Source organism: Labedella phragmitis (assembly GCF_004078635.1).
GTDB lineage: Bacteria > Actinomycetota > Actinomycetes > Actinomycetales > Microbacteriaceae > Labedella > Labedella phragmitis.
Map to the genome: position 1 here is coordinate 154,913 of NZ_RZNB01000006.1, position 16,587 is coordinate 171,499.

At 70.1% G+C, this 16,587-nt stretch carries 14 protein-coding genes; 3 read left to right on the forward strand and 11 right to left on the reverse strand.

What is annotated here, in order from left to right:
- Positions 1–19 precede the first annotated feature (19 nt).
- On the reverse strand, positions 20–892 hold the full coding sequence (gene prmC / locus ELQ90_RS14160; protein ID WP_128495935.1) for a peptide chain release factor N(5)-glutamine methyltransferase: 873 nt from the start codon (positions 890–892) through the stop codon (positions 20–22).
- 163 nt (positions 893–1,055) lie between these two features.
- On the opposite strand from prmC, the gene cysK reads away from it, so the two are divergent.
- The gene (cysK, locus tag ELQ90_RS14165; protein ID WP_128495936.1) at positions 1,056–1,994 is read left to right on the forward strand and encodes a cysteine synthase A; all 939 of its coding nucleotides are present in this window, start codon (positions 1,056–1,058) and stop codon (positions 1,992–1,994) included.
- 7 nt (positions 1,995–2,001) lie between these two features.
- Entirely contained in the window at positions 2,002–2,565 is a 564-nt protein-coding gene (gene epsC, locus ELQ90_RS14170) for a serine O-acetyltransferase EpsC (protein WP_128495937.1), read from the forward strand.
- A gap of 64 nt (positions 2,566–2,629) precedes the next feature.
- Here the strand turns inward: epsC and prfA are convergent, their stop codons facing one another.
- The 8 genes from prfA to argS form a co-directional block, all read right to left on the reverse strand.
- On the reverse strand, positions 2,630–3,703 hold the full coding sequence (prfA, locus tag ELQ90_RS14175) for a peptide chain release factor 1 (RefSeq protein WP_128495938.1): 1,074 nt from the start codon (positions 3,701–3,703) through the stop codon (positions 2,630–2,632).
- Positions 3,704–3,804: 101 nt separating this feature from the next.
- Positions 3,805–6,183 carry a transcription termination factor Rho gene (gene rho / locus ELQ90_RS14180; protein ID WP_128495939.1) on the reverse strand — a complete coding sequence of 793 codons (2,379 nt, stop codon included), beginning with the start codon at positions 6,181–6,183 and terminating at the stop codon, positions 3,805–3,807.
- A gap of 204 nt (positions 6,184–6,387) precedes the next feature.
- Positions 6,388–7,320 carry a homoserine kinase gene (gene thrB, locus ELQ90_RS14185; protein WP_128495940.1) on the reverse strand — a complete coding sequence of 311 codons (933 nt, stop codon included), beginning with the start codon at positions 7,318–7,320 and terminating at the stop codon, positions 6,388–6,390.
- The gene (gene thrC, locus ELQ90_RS14190) at positions 7,317–8,402 is read right to left on the reverse strand and encodes a threonine synthase (RefSeq protein ID WP_128495941.1); all 1,086 of its coding nucleotides are present in this window, start codon (positions 8,400–8,402) and stop codon (positions 7,317–7,319) included. Before thrC ends, thrB begins: the two co-directional genes overlap by 4 nt.
- A 2-nt stretch (positions 8,403–8,404) precedes the next feature.
- Positions 8,405–9,727 carry a homoserine dehydrogenase gene (locus ELQ90_RS14195; RefSeq protein ID WP_128495942.1) on the reverse strand — a complete coding sequence of 441 codons (1,323 nt, stop codon included), beginning with the start codon at positions 9,725–9,727 and terminating at the stop codon, positions 8,405–8,407.
- Positions 9,724–11,256, reverse strand: coding sequence for a diaminopimelate decarboxylase family protein (locus tag ELQ90_RS14200; protein ID WP_243696192.1), 1,533 nt, complete (start codon positions 11,254–11,256; stop codon positions 9,724–9,726). The genes ELQ90_RS14195 and ELQ90_RS14200 overlap by 4 nt, the downstream gene beginning before the upstream one ends.
- Positions 11,257–11,488: 232 nt before the next feature.
- Positions 11,489–12,277 (reverse strand): LmeA family phospholipid-binding protein, encoded by a 789-nt coding sequence (locus ELQ90_RS14205; protein ID WP_128495943.1) that lies wholly within the window; start codon positions 12,275–12,277, stop codon positions 11,489–11,491.
- A 1-nt stretch (position 12,278) separates the two neighbouring features.
- Positions 12,279–13,943, reverse strand: a complete 1,665-nt coding sequence (argS, locus tag ELQ90_RS14210; protein WP_128495944.1) for an arginine--tRNA ligase — start codon at positions 13,941–13,943, stop codon at positions 12,279–12,281.
- A 128-nt stretch (positions 13,944–14,071) separates the two neighbouring features.
- Here argS and ELQ90_RS14215 point away from each other — a divergent pair, with 128 nt between their 5' ends.
- Entirely contained in the window at positions 14,072–14,689 is a 618-nt protein-coding gene (locus ELQ90_RS14215) for a hypothetical protein (RefSeq protein WP_128495945.1), read from the forward strand.
- Between the two features lie 335 nt (positions 14,690–15,024).
- Here ELQ90_RS14215 and ELQ90_RS14220 read toward each other — a convergent pair whose 3' ends face one another.
- Both ELQ90_RS14220 and ELQ90_RS14225 read right to left on the reverse strand, forming a co-directional pair.
- Positions 15,025–15,819, reverse strand: a complete 795-nt coding sequence (locus tag ELQ90_RS14220) for a transglutaminase-like domain-containing protein (protein ID WP_128495946.1) — start codon at positions 15,817–15,819, stop codon at positions 15,025–15,027.
- A gap of 51 nt (positions 15,820–15,870) precedes the next feature.
- Complete coding sequence (locus ELQ90_RS14225) at positions 15,871–16,539, reverse strand: pyridoxine/pyridoxamine 5'-phosphate oxidase (RefSeq protein WP_128495947.1); 669 nt, start codon at positions 16,537–16,539, stop codon at positions 15,871–15,873.
- Positions 16,540–16,587: the final 48 nt, after the last annotated feature.

Here is a 16,587-nt window from a genome sequence, read left to right on the forward strand (position 1 = left end):
GGCGGTGCGACGACGCGTCTCAGCGAGTGGCGCTCGTGATGCGATCGCGCTGCGTGAGGTCGCGGAACGTCGCGGGACTCCCCCACCCGTCGGCCGCGAGGAGATCGCGGATCGCCCCACCCTGAAGCTCGCCGTGCTCGATGAGGACGCGGCCGCCCGGGCGGAGCAACCGGAGCGCCGTCGTGGACACCTCGCGCACGACGTCGAGGCCGTCCGCTCCCCCGTAGAGCGCGTGCGACGGGTCGTGCAGCCGCACCTCGGGGTCGCGCGGGACCGCGGCGTCGGGAACGTACGGCGGGTTCGACACGACGAGCGCGACCGTCCCGTCGAGTCGGGCGAGGGCGTGCGAGATGTCGTCGAAGACGACCGTCGCGTTGGTCGCGCCCACCTGCTCGGCATTCTGGCGCGCCCAGACGAACGCGTCGACCGAGTTCTCGACGGCGAAGACCGTCGACTGAGGCACCTCGGTGGCGATCGAGAGCGCGATCGCACCGGATCCCGTGCCGAGATCGACCGCGACGGGCTCCGGGTCGGGCAGGGCGCGCAATTCGTCGATCGCGTACTGCACGAGCAGTTCGGTCTCGGGACGCGGGACGAAGACGCCGGGTCCCACGGAGAGGCGGAGCGAACGGAACCACGCCGTACCGGTGATGTGCTGCACGGGCTCGCGCGCGGCTCGGCGCGCGAGGTACTCGTCGAGCTGGGCCGCGTCGCGCGCGGACAGCGACCGGCCCACGACGATGGCGGCGGCGAGCTCACCCCGACCGAGTCCCGTGACGTGCCCGATGAGCAGATCGGCGTCGACCTCCGGCGAGGCGACGCCCGCGGCGGCGAGTCGCTCGACGGCGGCGGCGCGCGCAGCGGCGAGGGTGGGTTCGGGAGGGGTGCTCATGGGGGTTCCGACGGAGAAGGCGGGGGTCGGTCACACAGCCTAGCCAATCGGCGGCCCCCGCGTGCCCCATGCGCAGGTCCTCGTCATCTCCGGGACACGTGCGGGACCGCGGTTTAGGCTGGGCCCTGTACTCATCGACGCATCTCTCCGACGAAGGACCCTCATGACCGGCACGATCCACTCCGACATCACCGCGGCGTTCGGCAACACCCCCCTCGTCCGCATCAACCGTCTCGCCGACGAGACCGACGCGACCATCCTCGCCAAACTCGAGTTCTACAACCCCGGCTCGAGCGTCAAGGACCGGCTCGGCGTCGCGATCGTCGACGCGGCGGAACGGTCGGGAGAGTTGAAGCCGGGCGGAACGATCGTCGAGGGGACGAGCGGCAACACGGGCATCGCCTTGGCCCTCGTCGGCGCGGCACGCGGATACCGCGTCATCCTCACGATGCCGTCGTCGATGAGCCAGGAGCGTCGCGTGCTGCTGCGCGCGTTCGGGGCCGAACTCGTCCTCACGGAGCCGGCTCTCGGTATGAAGGGGGCCGTCGAGAAGGCGCAGGAGATCGTCGAGTCCACGCCCGGCGCGATCTGGGCGAAGCAGTTCGCGAACGCCGCCAACGCCGAGATCCATCGGAAGACCACCGCGGAGGAGATCTGGCGCGACACCGACGGCGGCGTCGACATCTTCGTTGCTGGCGTGGGCACGGGCGGCACGATCACCGGCGTCGGACAGGTGCTCAAGGAGCGGAAGCCCGGCGTGCAGGTCGTCGCGGTCGAACCTCTCGACTCCCCCATCCTCAACGGCGGCAAGCCCGGCCCCCACAAGATCCAGGGCATCGGCGCGAACTTCGTCCCCGAGGTGCTCGACACGACCGTGTACGACGACGTCGTCGACGTCTCCTTCGACGACGCGATCGCGGTCGCGAAGGATCTCGCCGCCAAGGAGGGCATCCTCGCGGGCGTCTCCTCCGGCGCCATCATGTGGGCGGCCCTCCAGCTCGCGAAGCGGCCCGAGAACGCGGGCAAGACGATCGTCGCGATCGTGTGCGACACCGGCGAGCGGTACATCTCGACCCCGCTCTGGGCCGACCTCTCCGACTAGTCGCCCCGTGACTCTGTTCTCCCGTCTCCGTGAGGACGTGATCGCCGCGCGCGTCCACGATCCCGCGGCACGCACCGATCTCGAGATCGTGCTCGGGTACTCCGGTCTGCACGCCATCTGGGCCCATCGCGTCAACGCCCGATTGTGGCGGGCTGGACTGCGGCTACCGGCGCGGCTGGGGTCGCAGTTCGTGCGGTTCCTCACCGGCATCGAGATCCACCCCGGTGCCTCGATCGGGCGTCGCTTCTTCATCGACCACGGTATGGGCGTCGTGATCGGGGAGACGGCCGAGATCGGCGACGACGTCATGCTGTACCACGGCGTCACTCTCGGCGGGAAGAGCAGGGGCAGGGGCAAGCGCCATCCCACGCTCGGCGACGGCGTCCAGGTGGGCGCGGGCGCGAAGATCCTCGGCCCGATCCTGATCGGTCACGGCAGCATCGTGGGCGCGAACGCCGTCGTGACGAAGGACGCTCCCCCTGACTCGCTCCTCGTGGGAGTACCCGCACGCGCCCGCCCGCGCGGAACCGCGGCCTCGCACGGCCTTCCGACCCCCGAATACCTCATCTGAGGACATTGAATCGGCGATGGTGCGCGTAGTTGCGCGCACCATCGCCGAATCAATGTGCCGGGGGTCAGTCGGCGACGGCGGAGAGGCGGGCCTCCTCGTCGGCCTGGATCGCCGACTCGATGATCGGCTCGAGCGCGCCGTTCATGACCGCGTCGAGGTTGTACGCCTTGTAGCCCGTGCGGTGGTCCGCGATGCGGTTCTCCGGGAAGTTGTACGTGCGGATACGCTCCGAGCGATCCATCGTGCGGATCTGGCTCTTGCGCGCGGCGCTGTCGAGCTCGGCCTGCTCCTCCTGGCGTCGCGCGAGGATGCGAGCGCGCAGCACACGCATTCCCGCCTCGCGGTTCTGGAGCTGGCTCTTCTCGTTCTGCATCGACACGACGATCCCGGTCGGGAGGTGCGTGATGCGTACGGCGGAGTCGGTCGTGTTGACGGACTGACCGCCGGGACCGCTCGAACGGTAGACGTCGATCTTCAGGTCGTTCTGGTTTATCTCGACCTCCTCGGGCTCGTCGACCTCGGGGAAGACGAGCACACCGGTCGTCGAGGTGTGGATGCGCCCCTGGGACTCGGTCACGGGCACGCGCTGCACGCGGTGGACGCCGCCCTCGTACTTGAGGTGAGCCCAGACACCTTGCGACGGGTCCGTCGCGTTCGACTTGATCGCGACCTGCACGTCCTTGTAACCGCCGAGGTCGCTCTCGGTGCGCTCGAGGAGCTCTGTCTTCCAGCCCTTCGACTCGGCGTAGTGCAGGTACATCCGCAGCAGGTCGGCCGCGAACAGTGCGCTCTCCGCTCCGCCCTCGCCGCCCTTGATCTCCATGATGACGTCGCGGCCGTCGTCCGGGTCGCGCGGGATGAGGAGGCGGCGCAGCTTCTCCTGCGAGCTCTGCACGAGCTCCTCGAGCGCCGGCACCTCCTCGGCGAACGCCTCGTCCTCCTTGGCGAGCTCGCGAGCGGCCTCGAGGTCGTCCCTCGCCTGGTTCCAGGCGGCCTCGGCCGCGACGATGCGCGACAGCTCGGCGTACCGACGGTTCACGCGCTTCGATCGTGCGGGATCCGCGTGCAGCGCGGGGTCGGCGAGCTCGTCCTGCAGCTCCTTGTGCTCCTTCTTGAGCACCTCGACCGATTCGAACATGGTGACTTCCTCCTGAGAAACCCTACGCGGAATGCAACGAACCCACCCGGCGGCGCCGGAGGCTCTCGCCTCCGGCTCTCCGGGTGGGTTCGGTGGGGTCGCTAGCGGTGGTCGCGCTCGTGACCGTGGCTGTGGCCGTTCGCCGCGGGCTGCGGCATCGACTTCTGCATCTGGACGAGGAACTCGACGTTCGAGCTCGTCTCCTTGAGCTTGCCGAGCACGACCTCGAGCGCCTGCTGCTGGTCGAGACCCGCGAGGGCCCGACGCAGCTTCCAGGTGATCTTGACCTCGTCGTTCGACAGGAGCATCTCCTCGCGACGCGTGGACGACGCGTTGACGTCGACGGCCGGGAAGATCCGCTTGTCGGCGAGCTGACGCGAGAGGCGCAGCTCCGAGTTGCCGGTGCCCTTGAACTCCTCGAAGATGACCTCGTCCATCTTGGACCCGGTCTCGACGAGCGCCGTCGCGAGGATGGTGAGCGAGCCACCGTTCTCGATGTTGCGCGCGGCTCCGAAGAAGCGCTTCGGCGGGTAGAGGGCCGATGCGTCGACACCGCCCGAGAGGATGCGTCCCGACGCGGGGGCTGCGAGGTTGTACGCACGGCCGAGGCGCGTGATGGAGTCGAGCAGCACGACCACGTCGTGACCGAGCTCCACGAGGCGCTTCGCACGCTCGATGGCGAGCTCGGCGACCGTCGTGTGGTCCTCGGCGGGACGGTCGAAGGTCGAGGCGATGACCTCGCCCTTCACCGTGCGCTGCATGTCGGTGACCTCTTCGGGGCGCTCGTCGACGAGCACGACCATGAGGTGGACCTCGGGGTTGTTGATCGAGATCGCGTTGGCGATCTGCTGCAGCACGATCGTCTTGCCGGCCTTCGGGGGCGCGACGATGAGGCCGCGCTGGCCCTTGCCGATCGGCGCGACGAGGTCGATGATGCGCTGCGTGAGCTTGCCCTGCTCCGTCTCGAGGCGCAAGCGCTCCTGCGGGTAGAGCGGCGTGAGCTTGCCGAACTCGACACGCGTGCCCGCCTCGTCGACCGGCTGGCCGTTGACGCTGTCGACCTTGACGATCGCGTTGTACTTCTGGCGCGAGTTGTTCTCGCCCTCGCGCGGCTGACGGATGGCGCCGACGACGGCGTCGCCCTTGCGGAGGTTGTACTTCTTGACCTGGCCGAGCGACACGTACACGTCGTTGGTGCCGGGCAGGTAGCCCGTGGTGCGGACGAACGCGTAGTTGTCGAGCACGTCGAGGATGCCCGCGACGGGGATCAGGACGTCGTCCTCGGAGATCTCCGGTTCGGCGTCCTCGCCGGCTGCTCCCCCGCGGCGCTTGCGGTCGCGGTAGCGTCCGCGGCCGCGACCCTCGGCGTCGTCCTGCTGCTGCTGGGCCGTCGTGCGGTTGCGGTCGCGGCCCTGCTGCTCGTTGTCCGCCTTCTCGGTGCGATCGCGGCCCTGCTGTTCGGCCTGCGCATTGCTCTGGCCGCGACCATTGCCGTTGCCGTTGCCGTTGCCGTTCTGGGCTGCGGCGTTCTGGCCGTTTCCGGACTGACCGCTCTGCGACTGCTCGTTCTGCCCGTTGCCGTTCTGGGCGGAAGCGTTGCCGTTCTGGTCGCCGCCGCGGTTGCGGTTGCGACCGCGCGAGCGGCCCTGGCGCGGCTGCTGCTCCCCGCCGTCCGTCTGCTCGGCGCGCTCGGGCTGCTCCTCCTCCGGCTGCTGCTCGGCGGAGTCCTCGGTGCGGTCCTGGTCCTGCTGGTCCTGGTCGTTGTTGCGACGACCGCGACCGCGACGGTTGCCGCGCTTGTTCTGGCGCTCGCGACCCTGCTGGTCGGCGTTCTGCTGCTCGCCCTGCTGGTCGTTCTGCTGCTCGGCGCCGGTCGACTCATCCGACACGGACTCGGACGGAGCCGCGACCTCGGCGGGCGCGTCGGCCTCGACGGGAGCCGCGGGGGAAGCGTCGGCGACGACGTCGACGGGCTGCACGGCGGGGGTCGAGGGGATCTGCGCGGGCTGGTCGGCGTTGACGTGACCGGCCGCCGGCACGGACGCGCGCTGCACGTCCTCGCTCGTGGCGCGGCGCGAACCGCGACGACGACCCGTCGGGGCCGTGGCGGGAGCCGTCTCGACCGCGGCGGACGGCGCGACGGCGGCGGGAGCAGCCTCTGCCTGTGCGGCGGACTGCTCGGGCGCGTCGCCGGCGGGCGCGTTCGCCTCGTCGACGTCGACCTCGGTGGCGACACCGGCGGTCGCGAGGCTCGCCTCGGTGGGCGCCGCCGAGCCGTCGAGCGTGCTGTCGCCCGACTCGTCGACGGAGGCGAGCTGGTTGCTCGCGGCGGTGATCGCCTCGACGAGCTCGCCCTTACGGAGCTTGGATGCATCGGCGATGCCCCATTCGGCGGCCAACTGCTTGAGTTCGGCGACCTTGAGGGATCCGATGGCGACACTGTTGTCCGCGATGCGATCGCGGAGACTGACGTCTGACACTAAGAGATTTTCCTTTCTCCTACGGTGTGGTCCGATGACCACGAGAGGAGAGCCGTTCGTCGGCGATCAGGCCCGGCGTCGGCCTGGAGAGAACACTGCCTCTCGAAGCACGCTGCCGGGATGTCCGCGCAAGAGGGCGCGGACGCATCGACCAGAGCGAAGGTGATGAGTGAGTGGAATCGATCCGAGCGGCGAATCCGCGTGCTAGGCGGGATCCCCCGGGATCCTCTCCACTGTAGCACCCTTGACGTCGACGGCCAGCATGAGCGGAGTCCAGTGCACGCCTGCGTGTCGCGCGATAAGATCGGCGGCTTCGAGCCGCTCGCCGGCCCCGTTGGCGAGCACGAGCACCGAGGGACCGGCTCCCGAGACGACGGCGGGGAGGCCGTGCTCACGGAGCAGCGCGACGACCTGCGCGGTCTCCGGCATGGCCGACGCGCGGTAGCTCTGGTGCAGCTTGTCCTCCGTCGCCGCGAACAGCAGCTCGGGGCTCTGCGTGAGGGCCGCGACGAGGAGCGCCGAACGGGAGACGTTGAACACGGCGTCCTCGTGCGGGACGTGCTCGGGCTGGAGGCTCCGGGCGACCTTCGTCGAGAGTGTCGTCTCCGGCACGAGGATGAGAGGCGAGACGCCGCGGTGCACGAGCAGCGTCTTCTGTGCGGGACCCGCTACGGTCGTCCACGCGATCGCGAGACCGCCGAAGAGCGCGGGCGCGACGTTGTCCGGGTGTCCCTCGATCTCTGTCGCGAGCCGCAGGAGCGTCTCGTCGTCGACGTCGACGACGCCCTCGACGAGTCCCTTCGCCGCCATGATGCCCGCGACGACGGCCGCTCCGGAGGAGCCGAGCCCTCGCCCGTGCGGAATCGTGTTGCGCGCGTGCAGCTCGAGACCCGGAGCCTCGACGGCGAGAGCCGAGAGCGCGTGCAGGAGGGAGGACGCGACGAGGTTGGACTCGTCCGTCGGCACCTCCCCCGCGCCGACGCCCTCGACGTACACGCGCACGCCGGGGCGTTCGACGGCCTCGACCGTCAGTTCGTCGTAGACGGAGAGCGCGAGGCCGAGCGTGTCGAATCCCGGCCCGAGATTCGCTGTGGTCGCCGGCACCCGAACGGCGACGCGGCGGCCGACGAGGCTCACTCCGTTGTCTCCGCCCGGAGCCCGAGGACTCCCGCGACCTCGGAGACGTCGGCACCGACGACCGTCGGCGTCACGTCGGAGCCGTCGGCGGTGCGGAGTGCCCACTGCGGGTCCTTCAGGCCGTGGCCCGTGACCGTGAGCACGCACACGGATCCGGCCGGCACGTGACCTGCCTCGGCGCGCTCGAGCAGCCCCGCGACGGAGATCGCCGACGCGGGCTCGACGAAGACGCCGACCTCGCGCGACAGGATGCGCTGTGCCTCGAGGATCTGGTCGTCCTCGATGGCGCCGAAGTAGCCGTCGGTCTTCTCGCGGGCGGCGAGGGCGAGCTCCCACGACGCGGGGTTGCCGATGCGGATCGCGCTCGCGATCGTCTCGGGGTGCTTCACGACGGAACCCGAGACGAGCGGCGCGCTGCCGGCGGCCTGGAAGCCGAACATGCGGGGCAGCTTCGTGGCGCCGCCGCGCTCGAGCTCCTCGGAGTAGCCGCGCGTGTATGCGGTGTAGTTGCCTGCGTTGCCGACGGGGATGAAGTGGAGGTCCGGCGCGTCCTCGAGGACCTCGACGACCTCGAAGGCCGCCGTCTTCTGGCCCTCGATGCGGTCGTTGTTGACCGAGTTCACGAGGTGGACGGGGTAGTGCTCGGCGAGCTCGCGCGCGATGTCGAGGCAATCGTCGAAGTTGCCCTGGATCTGAATGAGCTCACCGTTGTGCGCGATGGCCTGGCTGAGCTTGCCCATGGCGATCTTTCCCTCGGGCACGAGCACAGCCGCGGTGATCCCCGCGTGGGCCGCGTACGCAGCGGCCGACGCCGACGTGTTGCCGGTCGACGCGCAGATGACGGCTTTCGCGCCGTGCTCGACGGCCTTCGAGATCGCCATCGTCATGCCGCGATCCTTGAAGGAGCCCGTGGGGTTCATGCCCTCGTACTTCACGAAGACACGAGCGCCCGTGCGGGCCGACAGCGCCGGAGCGGGGATGAGCGGAGTGCCGCCCTCCCCCAGCGTCACGATCGGCGTCGCGTCCGTCACATCGAGGCGGTCACGGTATTCGTGCAGGACTCCACGCCACTGCTTGGCCATCGTCAGGCTCCTTCGATTCTCAGGACACTTCGCACGGACTCGACGGCGTCGGAGGCCGAGAGGGCGTCGACGGCGGCTGCGAGAGCCGCGTCGCGCGCGGTGTGGGTGCCGATCACCAGCGTAGCGGTGGCGCGATCGGCCTCCCCGTCGGCGGGCGTGCTCGCCGATTGTTGCAGGGTCTCGACCGAGACGCCGCGGCTCGCGAGGATGCCCGCGAGTTCCGCGAGGACGCCGGGACGGTCGTCGACTTCGAGGCTGATGCGGTACCGGGTTTCGGCGGCGCCGATCGGGTGGACAGGGAGGTCCGCGGCGACCGATTCCCCGACACCGACGCCACCAGCGAGGTGGCGACGCGCGATCGAGACGACGTCGCCGAGGACAGCGGAAGCGGTCTGCACTCCCCCGGCTCCCGCACCGTAGAACATGAGCGGGCCGGCGGCCTCCGCCTCCACGAACACGGCGTTGTTGCCGCCGTGCACACTCGCGAGCGGGTGGTCGCGGCGCACCAGCGCGGGGTGCACGCGCGCCGACACGCCTTCGAGACCGGCGTCGTCGACGACGCGCTCCGCGATCGCGAGCAGCTTGATGACGTAGCCGGCCTCGCGGGCCGACTCGACGTCCTCGAGCGTGATCGACGAGATCCCCTCGCGGTGGACGCCCGCGGCGGGAACCGAGGTGTGGAACGCGAGCCCCGCGAGGATCGCGGCCTTCTGCGCCGCGTCGTAGCCCTCGACGTCGAGCGTGGGGTCCGCCTCGAGGTAGCCGAGCTCGAGGGCGACGCGCTGCGCGTCCTCCATGCTGTCGCCGAAGCGGTCCATGCGGTCGAGGATGTAGTTGGTGCTGCCGTTCACGATCGCGAGGATGCGCTCGACGTGGTCACCCGCGAGGCTGTCGCGCAGCGGCCGGATGATGGGGATCGCCGCAGCCACGGCCGCCTCGTAGTAGACCTCGGCACCCACGCGGGCGGCCGCTGCGAAGATCTCGGCGCCGTGCTCGGCGAGGAGCGCCTTGTTGCCCGTCACGACGTCCGCTCCCGAGCCGATCGCCGCGAGGATGTAGGACTTCGCGGGCTCGATGCCGCCGATGAGCTCGACGACGATGTCTGCGCCCTGGATGAGCGTCTCGGCGTCGGTCGTGAAGAGCTCGGCGGGCAGGTCGACGGCGCGCTTCGCGTTCACGTCGCGCACGGCGATGCCGACGAGGTCGATCGAGACGCCCGCCCGAGCGGCGAGCTCGTCGTGGTGCTCGAGAAGGAGCCGGGCGACGTGGCCGCCGACCGTTCCTGCCCCGAGCAGGGCCACTCGAAGGCTGCGGGTGTCGCTCATCGGCCATCCAATCCGGCGTCTCGCGCCAACAGTTGGTCTTCGGTCTCTCCTCGGACGAGGACGCGGGCGCGACCGTCGTGGACGGCGACGACCGCGGGTCTCGTGAGGAAGTTGTAGTTGCTCGCCAGGGAGAAGCAGTAGGCGCCCGTCGCGGGCACGGCGACGAGGTCGCCGGGGCGCACGTCGGCGGGGAGGTAGTCGGCGTTCACGACGATGTCGCCGGACTCGCAGTGCTTTCCCGCGAGACGGACGAGTTGGGGTTCGGCGTCCGACGCCCGATCGACGATGCGGACGGTGTAGTCCGCTCCGTAGAGCGAGGGGCGGGCGTTGTCGCTCATGCCGCCGTCGACGCTCACGTAACGGCGGAGTGCCGTGCCTCCGTCGGCCGTTCCGTCCTCTCTCTCGCCCGAGGTCGCCGCAGCGGCGGCCCCGTCGGTGCGGCCCTCCGCGCCCGGTCCGACGCCGAGGTCGTGGTCGACGCCCACGTCGACGGTGACGTCCTTCGTCGTGCCGACCGTGTAGAGGGTGACTCCCGCTCCCCCGATGATGGATCGGCCGGGCTCGAACGCGAGCGCGGGGACCGGAATGCCGAGCTCGACGCAGCGCGCCTCCACGGTCTCCGCGATCCGCCCCGCGATCGTCTCGATCGCCGTCGGTTCGTCGGCCTCCGTGTAGGCGATGCCGAATCCGCCTCCGAGGTTGAGCGAGGGAACGGGGCCGTGCTCGAGGAGGCGAGCGTGCACGGCGAGCAGCCGGTGCGCGGACTCCGAGAATCCGCCGGCATCGAAGATCTGCGAACCGATGTGGCAGTGCAGGCCGATGAAGTCGAGGGAATCGTGGGCGCGGATCTCCGCGACGGCGCTCTCCGCCGCCGTGAGCGCGAGGCCGAACTTCTGGTCCTCGTGGGCCGTCGCGAGGAAATCGTGCGTCTGGGCGTGCACGCCCGAGTTGATCCTCAACCGCACGCCCTGGCGGACGCCGTGGCGGGCGGCGGCCGCGGCGACGCGGTCGATCTCCTGCAGACTGTCGAGCACGATCGTGCCGACGCCGCTCGTCACCGCCCGGTCGATCTCCGTCTGGGACTTGTTGTTGCCGTGGAAGCCGATGCGGGCGGGCGGGGCGCCGGCCGCGAGCGCGAGGGCCAGCTCTCCCCCCGAGCACACGTCGATCCCGAGCCCGGAGTCGAGCATCCACCGCACGACGTCAGCGGAGAGGAACGCCTTGCCCGCGTAGTAGCACGTGGCACTCGAACCGATCGCGGTCATCGCGTCGTTCAGCGCTCCGGAGATACGCTTCGCGTTGTCGCGCGCCATCTGCTCGTCGACGACGTAGAGCGGGGTCCCGAAGGACGCGGCGAGATCGGTGACGGCGACTCCCGCGATCTCGACGACCCCGTCGTCACGACGGTCGGCACCGGTCGGCCACACGCCGGGGGCGAGTGCGTTGACGTCGGCGGGCACGGCGAGCCAGTCGGGCGCGAGCGGATTCGATCCGCCCGTCGGAGCGGGCGACGACTGTTCTGGAATCACGGGAAGCCTCGGGTCGTGGAGGTGCTGGTCGATGCTGTGGTTCTGGTCAATGCTGTGGTTCTGATCGATGCTGTGGTTCTGATCGATGCTGTGGTTCTGATCGTTCGAGAGACTGGAGCGGCCCCGCGGATGGGTGGGAACGTCGCCGTCTGGGCCTCGGTGGAGGCTCCCGGAAGTCTACCGATCGTCGCACACGCCGGATTCCGCCGCGGGAATCCAGGACCGCGTCCGTTCAGCCGCAGCTGCCGCGCGACTCGAGGAGCGCACCGGACAGCTCGACGTCCGACATGCTGATCGTGAGATCCGCTGCCTCCGGCGCCACCGCGAGAGCCGTCAGCTGAGCACCCTCCGGCAGGTACTCCGCGACGCACACCGTCACGGGCGCGTCGCCGACGAGCCTCTCGATCACCGGCGCAACATCGACGGAACCGAGATCCGTCGTGAGCTCCGCCGATTCGGGCGTGAGGATGAGCGACGTCCCGGCCGCTTGAGGAGTGACGCTCAACAGGTACGAGAAGGGGATGCCGAGGAACGCCGAGCTGTTCTCGTAGGCGAGCGTGCCGTCGCCGAGGGAGAGGTCGGGGTCCCCCGCCGGCAACGTGAGGAACGCGTTGAGAGCGGCGGCGTCGAGTGTCGCGGTGGCGTCGACGTGGCCGACGGTCTGCTTCACGTCGGTCGGTACGTCGGTCGCGTCGATGCGGATGCCGACGGGCACCCCGTCGAGCACCGCGTTCTCATCGCTCATCACGACGTTGTCGAGCCGACCGCTGACGAGCTGCGCGATGACCCAGTCGCCCTCGATCGACACGTCGACATCCGCCTCGACGTTCTCGGGGAGGCGCTGCTCGACCTGACTCTTGACGACGTCCTCCGCGATCGCGCGCGCGATCGAGTCGCCCGCGAACAGCGCGATCACGCCGAGCACGATCAGGATGATCGCGACGACGAGCCCGATCACCCAGCGCCGTCCTCTGCTGGGGTTCTTCTCGACGGGTCTGGCCACGAAGAAGTCGTCGGTCATGTCACATCCGTTCGGGTGCGGACACGCCGAGCAGGCCGAGTCCGTTGCGGATCACCTGACCGGTCGCGTCGTTCAGCCACAAGCGCGTGCGGTGCAGGTCGGAGACGGATTCGTCTCCGAGCGGGAGCACGCGGCAGTTGTCGTACCAGCGGTGGTAGAGTCCCGCGACCTCTTCGAGGTAGCGCGCGATGCGGTGCGGCTCGCGCAGCTCCGCCGCTTGAGCGACGATGCGCGGGAACTCCTGGAGCGCACCGAGGAGCGCCGACTCGGTCTCGTGCTCGAGGAGCTCCGGCGCGAACGCCGAGCGGTCGACGCCGACCGTCGCGGCGTTCCGGTCGACGGCGCTCGTGCGCGCGTGGGCGTACTGCACGTAGAAGACGGGGTTGTCGTTCGAACGCTTGGCGAGCAGGTCGAGGTCGATGTCGAGCGGCGAGTCGCTCGAGGAGCGCACGAGGGCATACCGGCCGGCGTCGACGCCGACGGCGTCGACGAGGTCGTCGAGCGTCACGATCGTGCCGGCGCGCTTCGACATCCGGACGGGCTCGCCGTCCTTCAGCAGGTTGACCATCTGGCCGATGAGGATCTGCAGGTTGACGCCCGGGACGTCCCCGAACGCCTCGACCATCGCCATCATGCGGCCGACGTAGCCGTGGTGGTCCGCGCCGAGCATGATGAGGTTCTGCTCGAAGCCGCGCTCGCGCTTGTCGAGGTAGTAGCCGAGGTCGCCCGAGATGTAGGCGGGCTCACCGTTGCTGCGGATGATGACGCGGTCGCGGTCGTCGCCGAAGGTCGTGGTGCGGAGCCAGACGGCGCCGTCCTCCTCGAAGACGTGGCCGAGCGCGCGCAACCGCTCGATGGCGCGCTCGACGGCACCCGACTCGTGCAGGTGGTCCTCGTGGAAGTAGACGTCGAAGTCGACGCCGAAGCCGTGCAGCTTCCGCTTGATCTCCTCGAACATCATCTCGGTGCCGCGCGAGCGGAAGATCTCCTGCTGCGCGTCGCGGTCGAGAGTCGACATGTCGCCGTCGTACTCGGAGACGACGCGCTCGGCGATCTCGCCGATGTACGCGCCGCCGTAGCCGTCCTCCGGGGTCGGCTCGCCGAGGTAGTGGGCGAGCAGGCTGCGTGCGAAACGGTCGATCTGCGAGCCGTGGTCGTTGAAGTAGTACTCGCGCGTCACCGATGCGCCCTCCGCCTGGAGGACGCGCGCGAGCGAGTCGCCGACGGCCGCCCAGCGGACCCCGCCCATGTGGATGGGGCCCGTCGGGTTCGCGGAGACGAATTCGAGGTTGATCGGGATGCCCGTGTACAGGTCTCCCTTTCCATAGTCCGGCCCGGCGTCGACGATCGTCTTCGCGAGCTGACCTGCCGCGGAAGCGGAGAGTCGGATGTTGATGAAGCCGGGGCCAGCGACCTCGGCGGAATCGATGCCGTCGACCTGGGCGAGGCCCTCCGCGAGCTCGGTGGCCAGTTCGCGCGGGTTGGTGCCGAGGGGCTTCGCGAGGCGCATCGCGAGGTTCGACGTCCAGTCGCCGTGCTCGCGGTTCTTGGGCCGCTCGATCGTGATGGACTCGCGCGTGATCGACTCTGCGAAACCGGCCTGGCGTCGCTCGGCGAGCGGCAGGACGAGGTCGTACAGGGTCTGGGCGAGATCAGTCGGGGTCACGGGGGTCGATTCTACCGGGGCGGAGGGGGCTCGCCGCCGGGAGAGCGACTGCGGCGGTGGCGTAGTTGCTATCGTCGGGCTGTCCGCACCTCCGCCGGGCCCCCAGCTCCTGAGAAAGAGGACTCGTCATGAGGCTCCGCTCCCCGCGCGTCGAGGTGCGCATCACCGCCGCCGCCGCGATGCTCGCCGGCGGCGCCCTCCTGCTGAGCGCGTGCACTCCGGAGCCCGGCCCGACGCCGTCGGGCGGCGCGTCCCCGAGTCCCTCCTCGTCCGGGCCGGGAGCGGAATCACCCGATCCCACGGCGACCCTCCCGGAGCAGCCCGACCTCGGCGAGGCGGCGCCCGAGTGCACCGACGTGCTCTCCGCCGACGACGTGTACGCCTACAACCCGAACTACAGCGCCGTCGCCGCACCGACTCCCGCCGCCGGATCGGCTCTCGCCGAGGCCGCCGACCTCGGCGGTCGACTGTGTCGCTGGAGCAACGACACGAACTCGGCACCGGTCGACATCGCAGTGACGATCCCCGGGTCCGAGAACCTCGACCGCGTCGAGGAGGACGCGTCGTCGAGCACGCCGGCGCCGGGCCTCGGCGGGGACGCGGCCTTCTTCGACGTCGTCGACGGCGCGGGTGTCGCGCAGGTCTTCGCGGGCGACCACTGGATCGTCGTCTCGAGCCCGTTCTTCGGCGAGGCGACCGACGCTGGCGAGATCGTCGCGCCGATCCTCGCGAACCTCGACCTCTGACGCACGGCCCTGAGTTTGCCGACGGGCGCCGTCGCGAGCACTCTCTATCCGGTCGCGTAGGGGTATTCGAAATCGTCGCGTCGTCCGCGTACGGGATGATCACGTCACCCGGCTGGATCACGGCGCCACCGTGGTAGTTGTCCAGCGTGGAGAGCGCCCCGCCGTTGACGATGCAGAAGGGGTCACCGATCACGTCCAGCACGTCGCCGGAAGCGACGGTATAGGCCAACGGTCGCCCCCGTTCGTCGAGATCGACGTCACCAGTGGCGAACTCCTGCTCGACAGACTGGCGGCCCGGGTCAGGGAGGCAAGACGGGATACGCCGCCGTGCGGCCTCAGCCGATGCTGAGCGGCGAGCGGTAGTCGTCGAAGGGCAGCACGTCTGCGACGGCCGACACGATGACACTGTCGAGCGTGAGGGCGCCGAAGTGGTTGGTGAGGAACGCGACGTCCGCGGCGTCGCGGCCCGTCGCGATGCGCACGAAGGACGGGCGCGGTGCGAGTCGGGTGGCGTCGATGACGAACCAGCGGCCCTCGATCCACGCCTCGGCGACGGCGTGGAAGTCCATGGGCGAGACCCCGGGAGCGTAGACCGACGCGATCCGCGCGGGGATGTCGCGAGCGCGCAAGAGCGCGACGACGGTGTGAGCGTAGTCGCGGCAGACGCCCTGGCGGGTGGCGAGAGTCGTCGAGGCGCTGTCGGTACCCGTCGTCGAACCCGAGACGTAGGAGAAGCTGTCGGCGACCCAGCTGCTGATCGCGTCGATGAGGTGACCGCCGCTCAGGTGGCCGAACGTCTGCTTCGCGAAGCCGTACACCTCGTCGGACTCGCTGTAGCGGCTCGGACGGAGGTACTCGATGAGGTCCATCTCCGTGGTCGGCGACGGCGGACGCTGCCCGAGGACCGCGGCGGCGTAGTCGACGCGATAGGAGCCGGCGGGAGCGGAGAAGCGGTGCAGCCGGGAGCCGTGGCGGTCGACGACCTCGTGCACGGGATGCTGCAGTCCGTTCCCGAACACCATGAGCGATTCGTGCTGAATCGGGGTGCCCGCGGCGACGGCGATGGACAGGATGACGTCGCTCGGGGCGGCGAGCCGGAATTCGAGCGTCGAGGAGACGGTGGCGGGCATCGGGTCAATCCTCACACGCGGCGGGGCGCAACGGTGCGGACGGGAGGCCCGTCACGGCCAGAGGTCGACGACCGCCCAGCCGTCGTCGCCCCGCTCGTACCGGATGCGTTCTCCACCGCTCGCGGGACGGAGTTGGACGACGTCCACCGAGCGCGCCTCGAGACGGTACGCGATCCAGTGCCCGGGGACGTCGTCCGGGTCCGCCTCGACGTGCGCGAGGGCGTCGCGGAGGAGGGAGCCCGCCTCGTCCGGGTCGGGCCGTTCGGTGCCCTGGCGGCCCACGATGACGCCGGCTCGAGCCTTCGGGTGCCGCCCCATGAAGTCGGCGTCGGAGACTTCGCGGGGTCCCGGCGCGACCGGCCCGGACACCCGGATCTGCCGACCCGTCTCGGCCCAATAGAAGACGGCCTCGGCGACGGGGTTCTCCGAGATCGCGAGTCCCTTCGGGCTGCGGGCGGAGGACGCAAACCAGAGGGCCTCGTCGTCCAGGTCCTTGAGGATCACGGTGCGGCCCTGCGGCGCTCCATCGGCCGAGACCGTCGCGAGGGCGAAGGCGTGCGGCACGTGGGTTCCCCTGTCCGCCTCCTCCTCGAGCCACGACCTCAGGAGGTGCAGCGGATTCGCCGGCGCGCCCGTGGCACTCAGCACCGGCTGCTCGCTGGGACGCGTCGGGATCGAGCGGAGGACGTCGCGGAAGGACACATCGTGGCCGGTTGTCATAGCGCGAGCCTACAAACGTCCGACGCGAGTCCCGACGGGGCGACACTC